This is a genomic window from Bradyrhizobium sp. AS23.2 (genome assembly GCF_001908185.1).
GTDB lineage: Bacteria > Pseudomonadota > Alphaproteobacteria > Rhizobiales > Xanthobacteraceae > Bradyrhizobium.
Genome location: NZ_LGHM01000029.1, coordinates 1 through 17,664, shown reverse-complemented (window position 1 = coordinate 17,664; position 17,664 = coordinate 1). Strand labels below are relative to the sequence as shown.

General features: G+C 57.8%; 15 protein-coding genes and 1 pseudogene. 4 read left to right on the top strand and 12 right to left on the bottom strand.

All coding sequences use genetic code 11. The annotated features are described in order from the left end of the window. Positions 1-277: 277 nt before the first annotated feature. Entirely contained in the window at positions 278-496 is a 219-nt protein-coding gene (locus tag AC630_RS06155) for a DUF6894 family protein (RefSeq protein WP_074117629.1), read from the bottom strand. Positions 497-962: 466 nt separating this feature from the next. Between AC630_RS06155 and AC630_RS06150 the strand changes: the two genes are divergently transcribed. Beyond that, positions 963-1,220 carry a helix-turn-helix transcriptional regulator gene (locus AC630_RS06150; protein WP_245330273.1) on the top strand — a complete coding sequence of 86 codons (258 nt, stop codon included), beginning with the start codon at positions 963-965 and terminating at the stop codon, positions 1,218-1,220. An 831-nt stretch (positions 1,221-2,051) separates the two neighbouring features. On the opposite strand, the gene AC630_RS06145 is transcribed toward AC630_RS06150, so the two are convergent. The 3 genes and pseudogenes from AC630_RS06145 to AC630_RS06135 all read right to left on the bottom strand — a co-directional run bounded on the left by AC630_RS06145 (position 2,052) and on the right by AC630_RS06135 (position 4,318). After that, positions 2,052-3,194: a sensor histidine kinase gene (locus AC630_RS06145; RefSeq protein ID WP_143197854.1), complete on the bottom strand. Its 1,143-nt coding sequence runs from the start codon at positions 3,192-3,194 to the stop codon at positions 2,052-2,054. 400 nt (positions 3,195-3,594) lie between these two features. Continuing rightward, positions 3,595-3,926: pseudogene (locus AC630_RS46745) on the bottom strand (ribonuclease Z); the annotation flags it as partial. Positions 3,927-3,985: 59 nt separating this feature from the next. Further along, on the bottom strand, positions 3,986-4,318 hold the full coding sequence (locus AC630_RS06135; RefSeq protein WP_074117628.1) for a hypothetical protein: 333 nt from the start codon (positions 4,316-4,318) through the stop codon (positions 3,986-3,988). Between the two features lie 1,953 nt (positions 4,319-6,271). On the opposite strand from AC630_RS06135, the gene AC630_RS06120 reads away from it, so the two are divergent. The 3 genes from AC630_RS06120 to AC630_RS06110 all read left to right on the top strand — a co-directional run bounded on the left by AC630_RS06120 (position 6,272) and on the right by AC630_RS06110 (position 9,842). Then, positions 6,272-6,859 carry a hypothetical protein gene (locus AC630_RS06120; protein ID WP_074117626.1) on the top strand — a complete coding sequence of 196 codons (588 nt, stop codon included), beginning with the start codon at positions 6,272-6,274 and terminating at the stop codon, positions 6,857-6,859. A 1,219-nt stretch (positions 6,860-8,078) separates the two neighbouring features. Next, complete coding sequence (locus AC630_RS06115) at positions 8,079-8,873, top strand: PD-(D/E)XK nuclease domain-containing protein (RefSeq protein ID WP_208866960.1); 795 nt, start codon at positions 8,079-8,081, stop codon at positions 8,871-8,873. Positions 8,874-8,897: 24 nt separating this feature from the next. Then, the gene (locus AC630_RS06110) at positions 8,898-9,842 is read left to right on the top strand and encodes a DUF2971 domain-containing protein (protein WP_074117625.1); all 945 of its coding nucleotides are present in this window, start codon (positions 8,898-8,900) and stop codon (positions 9,840-9,842) included. A gap of 59 nt (positions 9,843-9,901) precedes the next feature. Here AC630_RS06110 and AC630_RS43475 read toward each other — a convergent pair whose 3' ends face one another. From AC630_RS43475 to AC630_RS06070, 8 genes are all read right to left on the bottom strand, one after another. Beyond that, positions 9,902-10,393, bottom strand: a complete 492-nt coding sequence (locus tag AC630_RS43475) for a hypothetical protein (protein ID WP_143197853.1) — start codon at positions 10,391-10,393, stop codon at positions 9,902-9,904. After that, a complete protein-coding gene (locus AC630_RS06100) occupies positions 10,390-10,917 on the bottom strand; it encodes a hypothetical protein (protein ID WP_143197852.1) in 528 nt (175 codons plus the stop codon). The genes AC630_RS43475 and AC630_RS06100 overlap by 4 nt, the downstream gene beginning before the upstream one ends. Before the next feature lie 620 nt (positions 10,918-11,537). Further along, on the bottom strand, positions 11,538-12,593 hold the full coding sequence (locus AC630_RS06095) for a HupE/UreJ family protein (RefSeq protein WP_143197851.1): 1,056 nt from the start codon (positions 12,591-12,593) through the stop codon (positions 11,538-11,540). After that, on the bottom strand, positions 12,590-13,123 hold the full coding sequence (locus tag AC630_RS06090; RefSeq protein WP_167561138.1) for a hypothetical protein: 534 nt from the start codon (positions 13,121-13,123) through the stop codon (positions 12,590-12,592). The genes AC630_RS06095 and AC630_RS06090 overlap by 4 nt, the downstream gene beginning before the upstream one ends. Beyond that, positions 13,108-14,601 (bottom strand): Gldg family protein, encoded by a 1,494-nt coding sequence (locus AC630_RS06085; protein WP_074117620.1) that lies wholly within the window; start codon positions 14,599-14,601, stop codon positions 13,108-13,110. Before AC630_RS06085 ends, AC630_RS06090 begins: the two co-directional genes overlap by 16 nt. Further along, positions 14,598-15,299 carry an ABC transporter permease gene (locus AC630_RS06080; protein ID WP_074117619.1) on the bottom strand — a complete coding sequence of 234 codons (702 nt, stop codon included), beginning with the start codon at positions 15,297-15,299 and terminating at the stop codon, positions 14,598-14,600. Before AC630_RS06080 ends, AC630_RS06085 begins: the two co-directional genes overlap by 4 nt. Further along, a complete protein-coding gene (locus tag AC630_RS06075; protein ID WP_074117618.1) occupies positions 15,296-16,048 on the bottom strand; it encodes an ABC transporter ATP-binding protein in 753 nt (250 codons plus the stop codon). The genes AC630_RS06080 and AC630_RS06075 overlap by 4 nt, the downstream gene beginning before the upstream one ends. Before the next feature lie 123 nt (positions 16,049-16,171). After that, the gene (locus tag AC630_RS06070; RefSeq protein ID WP_074117617.1) at positions 16,172-17,023 is read right to left on the bottom strand and encodes an N-acyl homoserine lactonase family protein; all 852 of its coding nucleotides are present in this window, start codon (positions 17,021-17,023) and stop codon (positions 16,172-16,174) included. Between the last annotated feature and the right edge of the window lie 641 nt (positions 17,024-17,664).

The window sequence follows — 17,664 nt, the reverse complement described above, 5'->3', positions numbered from 1 at the left end:
ACTATGCACTGTGTCCATTCTAAGCCTAACGGTTCAAACAAACCGCAGACTCGCAGATCGCCCCATCATCCGGTAGGTGGCCGCTGAACAGCGCTTACCGTAGGGGCACTAGCCTGTTTACGGAAGAGCTTCGCCAGATCGTCCGCGAGAACATAGAGGAGCAGCGCTAGATCTTCGAGAAGCTGCGGCCCAGGCTACATTGAGCCGCCTCAGTTGGCGGCATCTGCGCTTACGGTGCTGGCCACGCAACTTGTTCCGCTGGCGGGCCTAACGACCGTCACAGAGTAGCGTCGAGCGGAATGACGCAAATGGCGGCGCCGTCATCATCGATTACGAAGATGGAGTACCCTTTGCCCACTAGTTCGGGTCGGGTCTCGCGTAACGAACGAGCGAGCTTGATGGCCTCTATTTGGGCTTCCGTTTCGCTAGGCAAATCATGCGCTCCGAAGCCCGAAACGAAATGCGTATCGATGAGCTTGTAGGTGAAAAGAGGCATAGGGGATTGCCTGAGCCGATGCCAAAGCAAAACCCCCGCCCGCCTAGGCAAGCAGGGGCTCGCGGATGGATGGCGCGAGGCTCGCGAATGAGGTGTCGTCCCAAGGACCCGCATAGCTCACAACAAACAACCGGCTTAATAGGCCCGCCGAAACATTGTGCAAGGCGCGAAAATAAAAGGCACGGCGCTCGTTTTTTCGAGAAACACCGGCCAGTCCCGATCTGCCACGGATCGCTTTGCAAATGGCGTGCCTTAACAAATTTCCTGTACCCGGTTTGATCACGTGCATCAAAAATGAATACACGCAGGAGCTTCACGAAATGTTCCAAGCTTTAACTGTCATTGGTCTCGCTTGAGCTTGCGCCGGCCCCAGTGCGGTTCTTTTCCTTTTGGATTGAACGCGGAGACGTAGTGGTTTGTCGATGCCAAGATTACGAATGACATCACGCTATCCGACCTGGCGGCCGTGGCAGGACTAAGCCAGTTCCATTTTATTCGGGCGTTCAAAGACTCAGTCGGGTTATCGCCCTATCAGCACGTCCTATCGCAGCGGACCTGCCGTGCAAGAGGACTATTGTCCAACCGCGATCTATCGATTGCCGATGTAGCGCTTGCGGTAGGTTTTACGTCTGCGCCCCAATTGAATCGCGTATTTCAAAAGTTTGTCGGAGTGACGCCAGCCGCTTTTCGGCGCGACATGTGCGCGACGGATGGTGGATCGTAGCGGCACAAGTGTTTGATGCGCTGCAGCGCGGGAAGACACATTTCCGCACGAGTGCGGGAAGCTGCGGGCGCCGAAAACTGTCCACGCATGACCCCCAAAGGCCGCGCGCGGTGTGCTTGGAGCGGAATCGCAACGTTGCACGTAGCTGTTGCGCTCGCCCGAGGCCCCTGTCATGCAAAAGCGAATCGCAGGGATTCCATAAAGCGGTTGGGTCAATAAGGCTATTTACAGATCACCTCTGGAGAGCCCTGGCTGTGCAAGCCGCACCACCTATCGCCTACATCCGCGTATCCGCATCAGGTCAGGGCCGTTCAGACTTGGGCACCGAATCCCAACGGCACGCCCTCGCTCAGTTCGCGGCTGCGGAGGAATACGAGGTAGCCCATGAGTTCGTGGAGGTGGAGACCGGAAGGGCGCTGACGCCCTCGACCGCAGACCACTGCTTAGGGCCGCGCTGGCGGTGTCGTCGCACTGAACTGCTTTCGCCTTCATTTCCTCAGCTGATAGCATGACCAGAAATGCGGGGGCGCTTGTGTGGCTAGCCTGGTTTTTGGTCTCATCTTGGGTCAGCCTACGGTTCTACGCGCGACGAGCCATCCCGATTTCAGTACTTCGACTTAAAGGGGCGGCCGCCGCCGAGCTGAGAAAAGCTGTGCACGTGTCGACTAAAGTGGGCCGCCGCAAAGTGGTGCCCAGAGGCATCGAAGCGTCAGTTCACAAACATTGGCACTTCCGCGTGTGCCCCTCAGTGGACGTCCGCCTCGTGGCAGACGGTCTCCACCTCTGCGCACTAGTCGCATATACAGCAAACTGATAGGCGCAGCTCCCCAATTACGATTGACTGTCGGGCTGGGCGGGCAATGTGAATTCAAAGATAGCGCCACTTGGCACGTTTGCGCTTGCCCACAATCGTCCGCCGTGTGCTTCGATGATCGAACGGCAGATCGTGAGCCCCATCCCCAAGCCACTCGGCTTGGTAGTGTAGAAGGGGTCAAAGAGGCGATCGAAACTCGCCGGAGCCAGCCTCGGACCCGAATCTCGGACCGAGACGAGCACGCTACCCCAGTTGGCTTTTCCGCTGCTGATGTGCAATTCTCGCGCGTCTTCACTCGTGCCACTCATTGCCTCGACGGCATTGATGATCAAGTTAAGGATCACCTGTTGCAGTTGGACCCGGTCTCCTTGAATGAACAGTAATCCGTCCGCGAGCTCTGTCTGGACAGACACGTGGCTCTTCACCGCTTCGCCACGGGTGAGTTCAATCACTTCGCGAATCGCCGCGTTAATCTCCCAGTGATCTCGTCGGGGCGGCGCTTTTTTGATGAGATCACGGACGCGGCTGATGATCTCGCTCGCTCGATTTCCGTCTTTCACGATATCATTGGCGATCTGTCGCACTGTGTCCAGCTCCACCCTCGGGGCGCTAAGAAGGCGCAACGCGGCTTGCGCGTTGGTGACCAGCGCCCCAATGGGCTGATTGACCTCATGGGCAATCGAGGCCGTGAGCTGTCCCATCGTCGCGACGCGGTTGGCGTGAGCCAATTCCATCTGCACCTCGCGGTATCGCCGCTCGCTCTCGCGTGCCTCGGCTTCTGCGCGCTTTCGGTCAGTAATGTCGATGCAGGAGCCGATATAGCCTAGGAACGTGCCATCCATAGCGAACCGCGGCACGCCGCTGTCGAGGATCCAGCGGTACTCGCCGTCGGCGCGCCGCATCCGATAGTCCAATTGGAAGGGCTCGCGGCGGTCGAAATGACCGAAACCGATTTCGAGGCAGGCTAAATCGTCGGGATGGATGCCCTCGGCCCAACCGTTGCCGAGCTCCTGCTCCATGGTGCGGCCAGTGAAGGTGAGCCACGGCTGGTTGAAGAAAGTGCAAAGCTTGTCGGTCCCGGTCACCCAGACCATGACGGGCGCCGCGTCCATCAGGTAGCGGAAGTTTTTCTCGCTCGTATCGTCCTCATGGCCCGGCACGGTGTTCTCCCCGGTTGCTGAGGCGAAGACATTCTATCAAAGACACGAAAGTAATGCATCGCACTGGATGAGTCGGAACCGTTCCTTCACGCGCCGTTTGTAATAGTAGCCGCGCCGACAATCGTTCCCTGCATTGAGCACGCAACGGCGTCTTCCGATGTTGGCCGATTCTGTTGGAAAAGTCCCTTTTCGACCTTGGGACCAATTCTCTAAGAGTCGCTGGTGCGCTTCGCGTTTTGGGACGTGGGGGACCGCTCGGACTCAAGCGGATTCATCCTGCGCCCTTTCCACGCCCTCTAAGAGGGTATCGCCAGCCGACGTCAGAGCTCGGTCAGGACCATGATCACACAGTGCGAATATCTTCCGCCGCCCGCCCACTGCGCGCTGTACCCTTACCTTGATCCCGCCGCGTCACCTGCTTTCCTTCGGCCAATTCTTTGCGCACCGGACCATCCGGCACTCCGTGGGCCGCCAAGCGGTCTGGACGAAGATGGCGGCGGACCTGGCTTTCGAAGCCGAGGCTATCGGTGTCCCGATGCCGAACTAGAAAGCAGCCCATCGTGAAGTCACCGGCGTCCAGGACCTGGCCTTCCGTTAGCTGGACAAGTTCCAGCGGAATCGGCGCTCTTCCCTCGCCCCACAAGCCCGCGAGATCCGGACGACAACGTCGAGCGTGCCCGGGCTGCCATGAATCGTCATCAGGTCTTCGCTTCGCCGTTGAGAAATCCGAGATCGATCGGCGCTATTGATCCGACCCTACTACCTGCGCCCCGAATCCCTGCGATCACTTGTTACTTCGACTGATCTTTTCCAAATCGATCTGAGACGCAGAACTGCCAATGGCGCTGCCGCACGCCGTCCATCCAACACGTCCTGGAGGACGCGTCGCCCAGCTTTGTTATACTATAAACGCGCTCGTACTGTTCTTGGAGACGTGTCTTCGACGGGACCTTTGTTAGATAGCCAAGTTCATGAAGGCGCTCCAGCGAAAGAAAGCGTGAGAGGTCACCGGGTTCGTCGAAGTGCAGAGCTGCCACCACGTATCCAGTTCCTGATTTAGCGGCCTCCGAAAGCAACTCGAGATCGATCGTATCGAGTTCCTTCGCCATGATCTTCTCTGACATCCTCTACTCCTTCAGTTCTCTGAACATTTGTCTTGCCTTAGAGGGACCCGTTTCGATTGCGGGTGGGCAGAGCGTCCGGAGCTTAGCCCCTCCGAATCGCCGAGCACAGAGCCCTGAGCGCAACGTGGAAAGGTTTCCCGATCTGACGCCCGTTCGCATCAGGCCGGCGGCCACGGCCGAAGGAGGAGGATTCCGCCATTCCGGACCCGAGCGTCAATCCCAGCACCCTGGATGCGTACATTCGCGCGCTCCGCGGAAGAAAGAAGAGTGGCAGCAACCAGATCGATTATCTTAAGAGAAAGCTGGGCTTCTGGCCGCATCTGGTGCGGTCGGCGATGACGAACTGTTTCGCGCGGCACGGGCGGACGCTCTCTCGGGCAGCCGCATCGGTGATGCTTGGGCATGTTCTGCGAAGCGATATGGATCGCGTCTGGCGCCGGATATCCCCGACCACCGAGATGGCGTTTTCGCAGTTATCGCTAGACTGTCCACCAGTCGCGACCGACTGACCGTCCAACTGTCGACCTTCATGTAACACTGTAATTTCGGTCTGCGCACTGAGCGGTGGAGAGCCGCCAGTGGTGGAGCTTAACGCACCGTCAGGACCGCTATGCAAAACGCCTCACATCGATCCGAAAAAGTAAGCGCCCCTTGTAATCGTACGAGCGTCGGCGCCAAAATCATTTTTTACGCTTTTTCACTCTCAAAAACTCGCGGACGGCCTCCTCAACGATCTCGTACGCTGGCCGGTCGGCATCCAATGCCACGCGTTTTAGGTCCTTAATGATGTCGGCGTCCAAGTAGACTAACAATTGCCTACGACCATCCGTCCGCGCGCGCGCGGAGGACGCCTCTTCCCTTGGTTTCACCAACAGAATCTCCTGGGCCTCGTAGATAGCCACCTATCCGGGACGAACTTAGCACTGGATTGACCCAGTATGAAGACCCCACTTCCCTCAAACCCGTTCGATCTACAAAATTGAGACAGATAGCTAAATAGCTAGATAGCTCGCTATTGACTATTGGAACGGAACCGCTGTACTTTACATCTCGCAAGCTTGTTGAAGTCGGCTCAATCCATGTACCGCGGACAAGTCAATCGGAGGGAGAGCGTCATGACCGAAAGGACGTCGCCGCTCGGTTGTTGGGTCGAACAAGCGTAGGAACAGAGGATAGCCGCAGTGGCACACCCGTCTGACAAACGTAGTTCCTTTGCTGACGCGGACTATCTCCGATCGTCAAAGTCTCATTCGGCCATTTTGAAGGGCTCTCGTTCCTTCAACGCACTTTTTGTCCAACTCTCCATTGATCCCGATGTCAGTTCAATCAAATTTATAGATACGCTCCCTGCCCTGGGACGCCGTGTCAAGGTCGGGATGCTCACCGCGCAGCACGACGACGGACGGTTCGCGTATGAGCTTGTCGACGAGGCACCGATCCGCGATCTCGACAACGAAGGCCTTTTGCAGATCGCTCTTGACGAAAATAACATCCGTCTAGTCGAGGTGGATCGAGCACATCTAGACGAAGAGCCCCGGTCAAGCAATTGCTTCCGGATTTGGCGGCATCGGAATCAAAAGGTTGACGCCTCTACCAGAGCCGAGATCGACCGCGCTCTGAAAGACGGCCCCCTTACAATTCGCCAACTTGGAACGATCACGCGGGCGTCAAGCCCGCTAATGACTGTGTGCGCTCTGGTTTGGTCGGGCACGCTCGTCCTTGATCTTTCGCGGCCGCTTGACGCAGAAGCAGTCGTAGCACGACGGGCGGATCGGCAGGCGCTGCCGGTTACTTCTGAGCCACCCCTCTCGAACAGGGGGCCGCGTTGACGCAGACCTGGCATCGAAATCTCAACGATCGTCATGCAGCGTGCTCTCGCTTCGCGGCGCACACCACAAATCGCGCGTGACGGACCTATTCGCCCATCCATTCCTCGAATAGAGGAGCACGTTGATGAAAACTTGGTCTCAGGAACTTGTCGATCGCTATCCGGAGGTCCTTGTCCGGAAGCTTCGCGGCGTTCCTTTCGCAGCTGGTTATCCCCAGTGTAATACCGGATGGCGCGACATCGTAACCAACTTGGTAGCGCGGGTATCGGCCGCTGCGGTGGGATACTCAGTCCAATTGACTGAAATCCAAGAGAGACACGGTCGATTGATCATCTACTGGAAGGCCGAAACTGCCCTTCCGATTCGCGTAGAACGCGCCATCGCGGATGCGATCGCGCTAGCAGAAGCACGCGCGGCCTGCTCTTGCACAGTCTGCGGAGCTAGCGCGCGTTTGTTCAGCGACGCGGGTCAACTTCTCACCGCCTGCACGAAGCACGCACGCGGTATTCCAGTACGTGTGCGCCCTGGCGCCGAGAACCTGCACATTGTGAGAACATTCGTTGGCGACGGAGTCGGCGGCGTCATTGGATGTCAGCGATACGACCGCGTTCATGACCGCTTCACCGATTCGGATTTGATAGGTGCCGACGATTGGCATGAGATCCGGAGCCGTGGAAAGTCGAAGATCCCTAGGACCGACAACAAGGATTGAGTTAGCGCCCGGTGGCCAGGCAGTGAGCCGGCAAGGTTTGAGTTACGCCTCGACGACATGACGGCAAAAGCAGGCGGTGAGGATCGCAAGGATTAAGTTACGCCGCGCCAGCCCTGGCGGCAGGCCAAGCGGTGAAGATCGGCCAAGGATTAAGTTTCGCTCCGACGACATGACGGCAGAATGGGCGGCGAGAATCGCAAGGATTAAGTTACACCCCGGCGACCCTGGCGACAGGCCAGGCGATGAAGATCGGCCAAGGATTTAAGTTTCGCTCCGACGGCATGACGGCAGAATGGGCGGCGAGAATCGCAAGGATTAAGTTACACCGCGGCGACCCTGGCGACAGGCCAGGCGATGAAGATCGGCCAAGGATTAAGTTTCGCCCCAACGACATAACACCAGAACAGGCGGTGAGGATCGCAAGGATTAAGTTATGCCGCGGCGCCGACCCTGGCGGCAGGCCGGGCAGTGAACATCGCCACGGATTAAGATACGCCCAGCGACACGACGGAAAGAACAGGCGGCAAGAATCGCAAGGATTGAGTTACGCCGCGGCGACCCTAGCGAAAGGCCAAGCAGCAAGCGTCGGCAAGGATTAACTTACCGCCCCAGCGACATGGCGGCAGAACAGGCGGCGAGAATCGCAAGGATTAAGTTACGCCGCGGCGATCCGCCGGCAGGCGGATCGGCAAGACTTGAGTAGGTGCGGCGATTCTATTTCCCAAGGATTCGATTAGAGACTTTCGGGATTCCAGAACTCAAGTGATTGCCTTGAACTCTTGGAACACACGAGGTTCAAGACATCGAAACTGGAGACTTTGCCTTCCACTCCTCATGCTTGTGTTTCGGACTATTTGCTACCTTTACTTGCTATGCGGGAAACTTGCGACAATTCCGCTAGCAGCGTAACTCCTTGATTTTATTACGGTTCTTGTTGACAACTTTCGCTTTGGGCGTACCATGCGCATTTGATCGGAAAAGAAACCGCTGCCTCGTATCGGAAGCTACCGACGAAGAACATAAGGTGGCGGCCGCGCGAGGTTGAAGAGCCGATGCCGACCTGATCGCTCAAAGTGCCGCTATCAACACCGTTTTGCGCTTAACGCTTGGCGATCGTTCGACAAGCGGACGATTAGCTTTTGCGTGGAGGCATGAATGCAATCCAGGCAATTCAACCGAGAGCAAAGAGCCGCACAAGGCAGAGATTGTCGTCGGCCGAGTGGCGCCGCCGATCCGCCTTCTACGCTCGGCGCATGTCGTTGGTCCAAGCTTACGCTCCGCGGATGGATTACCGCAACTCCCTCTAGCCCTCGCGTTGCTATCGAATCCGTCAAATGGATTTGGCTATCAGTTCATTGAGGTGGACCACTGCACTCTCGATATCGTGCTGCTCGATGAGACCGCTAGCATGCGGTTCGGCAGACCTGATCTCATCATACTTCGATGTCGGGCAACCGGCATGGTTGTTGGTTATGAGGATCACAATCTATGGATTGTCGATGATCGGCTCGCTTTCTTCTCGTACTTTAATTCCGACAAGAAAATGAAGGCGCAGATCGCCAACCCTGCTAACCCGCTCGATCGTCCCGATATCTCGGTATTCGACGTAAGTCTCGGCTTTCAGAACACAGATCTATCGCAGCCAATCACAATCATCGAGTTCAAGCGCCCAAAAAGAGACGATTACACCCTCGAGAAGAATCCAATCACTCAAGTGCGAAGATATGTTGAGGACATGAGAAAGTCCGGCGAGGCCATAAAATACGATGGCACTCCCCTTCGTCAGATTGCAGATACAACTCCCTTTGTCTGCCACATCATTGCTGATGTAACCGCCACGCTTCGGACCGTCATGAAAGCGTTAGGACCATTCCATCAAAAGGTGGGATCTGGCACTTGGTACCGGTGGGACGACGCCTTCAACATTTTCATAGAGATTTCGTCCTTTAAGGATGTGTTGGATTCGGCCAAAACTCGAAACAAGGCTTTTTTCGAGAAGATTGGGCTGATGTAGGAAGTCGATCGAATTGCAATCCAAATGACCGACCACCCCAAGCGAATCTATAAGTACGTTGGACCCGAACATATCGGCAAAGTTTTCACTTCATCCGAAGCGATCGCGCTTAAGTGCTCATTCCCAAAGGACTTCAACGATCCCTACGAACTATTTCTCACAATCGACTTCAACGAAAAGCCTGACGCGCTGGCCTTCTACGCCGACGTTGTCGGCGAGTTGCCGCAGGATGCGACAACGTGCTTCTCGATGTCGCCCATCGTCGTTCCTATGTGGGCTCATTACGCTCAAAACCACCAAGGCTTTGTCATCGAATTTTCTGAGGAGAGGCTCGCTGATGCCTTTCCAGAATGCCGCTTTGACGACGTCATTTACTCAGACGTTCCAGCGCACGACCTTACAGAACTACTCTATCGAGCCTATGTGATCGCGAAGCCGCGCTACACTTATTTTCTACAGAGCGAGGTCTACAACGCAGCATATTTCACCAAAACAACCTGCTGGAGCTATGAGCAAGAGCGCCGGATGATCGCCCCGCAGGAGAATACTCGGCTCGCAGGGCAACTAATCCTTCTGGATGTGCCGAGGAACTGCATCACCAGCATTGTGTGCGGCTCGCGAGCCTCCCCCCAGACAAAAAATGACTTGGCTCAAATAGCTGAAAGTCTGGGATGCAGTTACTTCGAACAACGAATTGGAAGAAGTTCTGCAATACCGTACTTTGTCGATATGGAGAGAGACCCGTTCATATTCAATGGCATTGAAATCGTCGCAAGCTCCCAGCACTGCGAGACGTGCAATGAGCCAACGTCGCAAACAGGGGAGTGCTCTTGGTGCCAGATAGACGACGAGCTTAAGCGGCAAGTTGCGTCACGCAATCCGTACAGGATCTTAGATCACCTTGGATTATTGGATGAATACATCACCAAGATGGACGCCGTCGGTCCGCGAGGCGGGAAGAAAGGTTGAACGACGGCGAGGCCTGCGATTGCCGGCTTATCAGCAACCTGCAGGGCGCGACGAAAAATTTATCGCTTCGGGATGATGTCAGGGGGCAACAAAGAGGATGCCTGTTCTGCAACCACTTCGCGGAGATCTTGAACCAAGCTTTCTTCACTCGCACGCTGGCGCTGCCGTCTAGCTTCGAATTGCGCCGCGTTTTCCTCCATTCTGCGCTTCCGATCTTCGACGAGTCGATGGCGAGTTTCGACGAGGCTAAGTCCGAGCAACCCACACACGAAAACAAGTCGAACGCTTGGGTTCAGGTGATCTCGGATTTGCCCAAGGGCGCCTGACTTTATTTCAGCCGCTTTCAATACTTGATGGATGTCCATCCCAAAAAGATATACCTGCTCTTCGTTTTCGGCGACAAGCCCTGTGAAGCGCGAGAGCGTATTTTCAATGTTCCGCTTCAGATTCTCGATTTCGGTAGCGGGATCTTCGAGCAGCTTTTTGACCAGTAGACTGCGTTCACTCTTGCGGAGTTCGAGAAGGTTCATATCTCTCGAAAGTGCTTTCACGTCGTCACCTCAAAAAATTCCGTCTCGACTTCAATTCCATATCTCAAGAGCAATTCTGCGACGTTATCAAGGTGCATATGTGTTCGCGACTCATGGATTCCGTAGCGTCCTGAGCGGTTATTCAAGACCCAGATCAAGGCCTCATCACTTACCCTATCTAGGTGCAATTCTCCCGCAATCCTCCCACCAGCTCCATCAACGAGAAGTGGGTGGCCGAGGGGCTTGACGCTTCCGTTGAGTGGCATGCCTCGCATCCGCGGTCTGCGAGATGTTCCACCTTCAACGATCGTTTCTTCAAGAGCGAACAACAAGCTTCCATCGTCCGCGATCATCCAGATTACAGTGACCGCAAGAGCAACGGTTAGGAGCATGCCTCCTTCAGCAGCAGTTGCAATCAAATTTGAAAGCTGCCTTGCCGAGGATTGATTCAGCTCATACCGAAGCAGCTGTTCGCTTCGCTCCCAGGCCTTCAATCCATTTTGCGGTGGGATTACTGGGCCGTACTGCTCATCAAGGTCCGTCACGCGGTCGGGCTCTTCCCCCAAAAATGAATGAATCCTGCTTGGAAAGCAGCAAAAATGGCAACGGGACGACTCATACCTCAGGTTGATGCGGAGAGATAGGGTGCGGGCAAAGAGGGCTTGCTACAGATTGTGAAAGAACGTGTATGAATGCAAAAAACGGCGATAAAGCCTATCGACTTGCACTATCCAAGCGAGATCTGCACCCTATAAGACATTGCAATAATTGAGGTTTTATTGACGCGAGACCTCTGGTTGCAGGTTCGAGTCCTGCCGGGCCCACCAATAAATTCAGTGGGTTAGAAAGTTCTATTTTAGATTACCGCACCAGAAATGCTCCTTTACCTCCGACACGCTGCTATGCCTCGGTTGCACGAGACTAATGCTGCACCTCCTGCCCGACCAGAGCGTCTGACGTTCGATCGTAGCTTCGGCGCGATCGTCGCAGGAAAAGGCTGCATCCTCTCTGACTGAGGGTTCGATCAGCCACTCTTTGCTCCTTTCAGAGCCGCTTTGCTCCAGGAAGGTGAACCACTTTGAGGTCCGGATTTGCCGCCAAAGCAGACATCTCCCAGATGACGGGCCACAGGCCTTTGCTAGGGTTACTATTTGGCTCACGAGGTTCAACCGAGAAGAACTCGCTCGAGCAGCCAATACGTGCCGATCGCCGCGGCGGCGATGGAGGCGATGCGCGGCGTCAGCTGCGCAGCCCGCCCTTGCGACATCAGCGTCAGCAGCGGAAGCGCGATCACCACGAAGATAAGCTGGCCGATCTCGACACCTGCGTTGAATCCGACCAATGCGCGGAGCAAAGCGGCGCCCTTCAGTTCGAGCTCGCCAAGGGCAGACGCAAACGCAAGTCCATGCACGAGGCCGAACCCAAAGCTCCACATCCATCGCCGCCGATCCGGCGCGGCCGCGAACAAGTTTTCCAGCGCAACCCAGATGATGGTCGCGGCTATAAGCGGCTCAATGATGCGTTCGGGGAACCTGACAAAACCGAGCGCTGCCAGCGTGAGCGTCACGCTGTGGGCGAGCGTGAAGGCAGTTACGATCTTGACCACCGACCAGAAGCCGCGCGCGATAGCGAGTAGCGCGAGAAGAAAGAGCAAATGATCGTAGCCGGTGAGAATATGCTCGACGCCGAGCTTCACAAAATCCAACCAGCCGGTCGCGACGGGACGGTCAATGTCGATGGCCGCCGTTCGTGATGTCTCACCGAAGACCACCTGCCGCTCGCCGTTCGACGTGTGGATGTTGCCGAGGCTCTGATAATGCTCGCCAAGAAAACCGCCCCAGTCTTCTGTAACCGTGAGGCGGCGATGCCCAGGGTCACAAGTGAAGCCGATCTCGATTGTCGCGCGGGTCTCGTTTGCGCCGGCGCCACCTATGCGCACGCGTCCTGCGCGGCAGCGCGTGCCGCCAAGGTCGATCGTGACGCTCCTGCGCGCCGCTTCGGCTACCGCTTCGGCCGCCGAGCGATCGCCATTGGCGGCGGCGTTCAGCATGGAAGCCGACGCCTGCGGTATTTCGGGCAACGCGACAGAGAGCGCATAAGAGAGACGGTCATCCGACAACTCGATGCGGACCAATCCGGTGGTGGTCACGTGGGCCGAGACATCGGCGCAGCAGGCGATTGCAAGCCAGAATGCTGTCCATAGTGCAAAACGCACGCTCACGGCATCTTCCCCACCCGCTCCCACTCCTCGGCGACGAAGCCGGGCAGCAGCGCAATCTCGCCGCTTCCCTCGCGCCTGGCATAGTGCGACAGTCCGAGGACATTGGTCGCGCCGAAAGAGATGACGAAGGATGAAGCACCACTGCCGTTGACTACGACGCGCAGCCGGGGCGGATCCAATCCGAATTGCGCGGGGTCGACGCCTGCAGTCTCGGTCGCGCTCAGTACACGCTCCGGTCCCGAATTGCGCAGCAATCTGAGCGCGCCGTCAAGCCGCGCCGCGAAGCCTGCCGTCGTCGCCCCTGCCGCCGCATGCCAGCCATCCTCCGCGCGGACAAAATGCCAGCGCCCCTCGCGTGTTTCCAATTCGACCTCGCGAACATCCTGAAGCCGGATCGTCATCAGGCCTTTCGGCACAAACGGCAGCAACCCCGGACCGCCGCGACCGCCGGTCAACGCGAGTGCCGCCAGAAAGACGATGGCGCCCAGAGCAGCAGCGCTCCAGATCAACCGGTTCATCGCCGCAACCACCACATCGCGCCACCGGCGAAAGCGATCAGCCCCGGCATCAATAGAACAGTGACGATGAAGATGCCGCGCATCTGCTCGCCCGTCAGCGAGACGGTCGGCAGCACTTCCACGGGCGGCTTCATGGTCGGCGCTCGCTCCTCATGCGTAAGCCAGGCGAGTGCGGCGAGCACAACGTCCGAGTTGGCCAGATACGGGAAGAATGAGTTGGAGGCGAAATCGGCGTCACCAGCCACGACCATGCGGAATATCGAGGGGGCCGTTTCGTTCAATCGGCCTTCGGCGGCGACAGCGATAATCCTCGATGCGCGTAGTGCGGACACCGCAGTCGAATCGTGACCCAAGCGGTCGGCGATGATGTAAGCCTCGGAGCTGCTGGCCGCCAGTGGCGTCAGCTTGAGGCCGGCCGTCGGTACTATTTCGAGTGGGCGGGCCCCCGGATAGAACGACAGTGTCAGGCCGCGCGTGATCGGATGGACACCATAATGTGACACGGCAATCATCTGTTCGTCAGTGAAATAGTGCTCCTTGGGATCGACGATCACACCATTGCCAACCTTGATGCCGGCAGTAGCGAGCAGCGCAGCAAGGCTGTCATCAAGCTCATAGTCGGGCTCGATCAGGAACATCGCCGAGCCGCCCCGCTCTACATAGCGGCGCATCAGCTCGGTCTGGCCGGGAGAATAGCGGGTGCGCGGATTGGCTTCGACGACAACGCCGCAATCGTCCGGGATCGGCTGGCCGGTTGCAAAGGAGATCTTGCGCGCGGCAAGGCCGAGCTTCTCGATCGCGCGTCGTAACCTGCCGATCCCGTGCTGCTCCATCTGCACGACCGCCAAACCCGAAGCGTCGTGGCTATGGCTGTGAGCACCTTCGAAATGGGTGTGGAATTCGAAATTGTCGATGTCGTATTCGCCGTTCCCGGCGGCAAAGCAGATCACGACCTCGCGTCTGCGCAACAGACGCAGCACGCCGAGCGCGATCTCGCGATCATCTGTCGTGACGACTTCGATGCGGCGATCGCCCGACCGCAACACGGCCGAATTGTAGGTGCGCACGCCGAAGCTGGAGGCGAGCGCGGGGTTCTGGTCGGCGTCGATCAGGCGGACACGGAAATTCCCGTTATCCCGTTCGAGCTGCCGCAGCATAGCGCCAAGGGCTACCGCGCCGGGGTTCTGCTTCTGATAGAAATAGGCAATGTCGATCGGTTCGGCGAGCCCGCGCACCACCTCTCCGGCTTCGGCAGAGGGCGTGAAGGCCTTCTCGCGCGTGAAATCGAGATGCGCGTCGTGACGGAACAACGCCACGTTGGCGAGGACCACGACGGCGACGGCTACGGCGACCACAAGGGCAGCGGAGACAGCACGGCTGGCATAGCCGAGCCGCACCGGCAGCTTCAGGCCCGCCACAAACAATAGCGCAAGCGCGGCAATCACGCCTAAAAACCAGACGATATTGATCGCCTCGGATGCCCGCATCATCGCTGTGCAAGCCTCCAGGTGGTCAAGAACAAGGCGAGCATGCTTGCGGTGATGAAATAGCCGATGTCCGAGACGAACACCGAGCCTGACACCATCGGCTTGAAATGTCCGATCAGGGACAGGTTGAGGGCGAGGCTGTCGAACGGCGGCGATAGCAGATAGGACACCGAATCGGCAAACCAGAGCATCAGGAAGATACCGATCGACAGCGCCGCCGCGACGACCTGGTTTTCGGTGATGCTTGACATCAGCAGGCCGACCGCAACCAGGAGCGAGGCATGCAACGCGAGCGCCAGATAGCCAGCATGGATTTGTCCCCAGTCGGGCTCGCCGTAACGATCGAGGATCACCGCATATACGAGCGAGAGCGTAAAGATGCCGAGCACGAGTGTCAGCGTGGCGGCATATTTGGCCAGCACGATCGAAAGTTCCTGCACCGGCGCAGTCAAGAGCAGCTCGAGCGTCTCCGACCGCCGCTCCTCGGCAAAGCTGCGCATGGTCAGCACCGGCACCAGCAGGATCGACAGCACATACATCTGGTGAAAGATGTATTGAAGGTTGGCCACCTTGGTCGCAAACAGCGTCAGGCTGAATGTATAGCCGAGCACGAGCAGGAAAACCGCGGCCACTGTGTAGCCAATCGGCGACGTCAGCGTCGCGTTGAGCTCCTTGGCAAAGAGAATGCGCAGCGTTCTCATGTGAGCGACAGGAACCAGGCTTCGAGGTCGGGGGTATCTGCCATTGCGCGGACGCCCAGGAGGCGCCCGTTGAGCAGCACCGCTACCCGGTCACAGGTCTTCTCGACTTCGCTGAGAATGTGGGAGCTTATCAGCACCGTGTGGCGCCCGGCCAGCGAGCGGATCAGCTGCCGCATCTCAATGATCTGGCGTGGATCAAGTCCATTGGTAGGCTCGTCGAGTATAAGGATGTCCGGATCGTGGACCAACGCCTGGGCGAGCGCGGTCCGCTGCCGATAGCCCCTGGACAAGGCCCGTGTCGGCTTGTCGACGACAGCGGACAGCGCGAGCCGATCGACGATGCGTTCGACGGCGCCTTTGACGTTCCGCTCGGGCACGCCGCGCAGCCGTGCCATGAAGGCCAGGAATTCTCCCACCCGCATCTGCCGGTACAGCGGCGCTGCTTCCGGCACATAGCCGATGTGCCGCCGCACCGCGAGTGAATCGCCGACGACATCGTGGCCTGCGACCATCAAGCGGCCCGCCGATGGCAGGAGATAGCCCGCAAGCAGCCGCATAAACGTGGTCTTGCCGGAGCCGTTCGGACCCAGCAAGCCAAACACTTCCCCGGCGTGAATGTCGAGTGTGAGCCCCTCCAGCGCCGATACCGGCCCGTAGCGCTTGCTCACATTGGACGCGGAGATCGCTGGGGCGTGATCCGTCTGGATCAACGCATCACTAGGCGCCGCGTCGATTGCCGAGATGGTCATGCAGCGTCCCGAACAGGCGAGTCCGTTCGCGGGAAAAGTGAATCTACGGCCCCGCTTCGGGGACTCGCCCTGAGGTCCGGCGCGGGCTCTCGAGAGAGCGCCCCGCGCCGGCTTAAGGCTCAATCATAGAACTCTGGCGCGTGCTTGGTGGCCTTGAAAACCTCCGGATCGTGCCCGTAGAAGATCTGGGCATTGTTGGCGTCGCGAACCAGCCGAACGCGCTGGTAGCTGCGATAGGCATCGCTCGGATTGAACGTGCCCGGAATCGGCGGAATCAGGTTCTTGTCGAGGTTCTCTTTCAGATAGACCACGTCGCTGGTCAGAATAACGGTACCCGTCTTGGGCAATTTGACGGTCACGAACTGGCTGCCGGGGGGTATGGCCGGGAGCCCGCATCACGCGTACCGAACCGTCATCGAACAGATCGAGGTCGCCCTCGAGGCGGATGATGTTCATCTTCTTGGTGTCAGCGAAGTCGCCCGGAATATAATAGAGCGAGTAGCCGACATCCGGCCACCAGGCGGCCTTCAGTTCGTCGTTCTGGGCAACGAGGGTCGCATTCGGAAACTGACTGACATTCCCGCCATGGTCGAGGTGCAGGTGACCGACCACGACATATTTGATGTCGTCAGTCTTCAGTCCGATCTTCTCGAGCTGTGCGGGAATGGCATCGTCCTTTGTCATTTTGAGACCGAACCCCTTGGCAAGAGGTCCCCACCAGCCATCGGGATCGGTAATCGTTTTATCGTTGTTTCCGGTATCGATGATGACATTGCCCTTGGGATGCTTGAGCACATAGAAGCTCACGGGCGCCCAATCGATATTGCCTTGACCACCCATCTGCAGGGCTGCCTTCGGGAAGCCTCCCAGCGAACCCGACGTAAAGACGTATAGCTTGGGGCCTTCCTGCGCGGCGGCAGCGCTCGCAAGGCCGAGCGCGATAGCCAGACTCAATGCAATCTGCTTGATCGTCATGGCAATTCCTCCTGAGCCTTCGTTTTACGGGCTGTCTTTGTTTTACGGGCTGTCTTTGCAGCCGCGGCTGCCTCGCCTGGCGCGGCCGAGGCGGGTAGCCAGTAAGAATAGTTTGCCCCCTTGCAAAAGCAAGTTGGCCTACCCAGCCCAAACGGGAATGTTTTTCCCCCACGGGGCCAGAGTTGAAAGAACGATACGGTTCAGGCGGTTCGCAAAAACGGCCCGGCAAAGGGCGGACCCATGTTTTTGCTGGCCAGCCTCGGCATCAACACGCTGCGCTGCACTCGTGACATCTCGGATGGGGGTAGAAGTCAGTCCACGTTCTTTCCGTCTTTGTTTTCCCGTCCAGAGCTACGGCCTGGCCGCGATAGCCCAGCGCAAAGGCACCGGGACCGGCGGCGCGTTCAGGCATGGGAATCCATGGCCCTTCAGACCTTGCCCGTCCGCCGCACCAGTTTCGCACCAGAACGACCGCATCAAATAGCAGCGGATGCGCTTGATCCCGGACGAAGATGTAGCAAATTCAATGAACGCGTCCTTTATCCTCCCGCTCATAACGATCTGGTTGCAGGTTCGGGTCCTGCCGCGCCCACCAGCCTTCGCTCGTCGTTACCGATCCCAGAGTGCATAGACATTTTGAT

Bases quoted from the DNA above. Each gene is read 5' to 3' on its own strand.
- AC630_RS06135 (WP_074117628.1), bottom strand. From the start codon at position 4,318: ATGTCAGAGAAGATCATGGCGAAGGAACTCGATACGATCGATCTCGAG.
- AC630_RS06080 (WP_074117619.1), bottom strand. From the start codon at position 15,299: ATGAGAACGCTGCGCATTCTCTTTGCCAAGGAGCTCAACGCGACGCTG.
- AC630_RS06070 (WP_074117617.1), bottom strand. From the start codon at position 17,023: ATGACGATCAAGCAGATTGCATTGAGTCTGGCTATCGCGCTCGGCCTT.
- AC630_RS06110 (WP_074117625.1), top strand. From the start codon at position 8,898: ATGACCGACCACCCCAAGCGAATCTATAAGTACGTTGGACCCGAACAT.
- AC630_RS06120 (WP_074117626.1), top strand. From the start codon at position 6,272: ATGAAAACTTGGTCTCAGGAACTTGTCGATCGCTATCCGGAGGTCCTT.
- AC630_RS06085 (WP_074117620.1), bottom strand. From the start codon at position 14,601: ATGATGCGGGCATCCGAGGCGATCAATATCGTCTGGTTTTTAGGCGTG.
- AC630_RS06155 (WP_074117629.1), bottom strand. From the start codon at position 496: ATGCCTCTTTTCACCTACAAGCTCATCGATACGCATTTCGTTTCGGGC.
- AC630_RS06075 (WP_074117618.1), bottom strand. From the start codon at position 16,048: ATGACCATCTCGGCAATCGACGCGGCGCCTAGTGATGCGTTGATCCAG.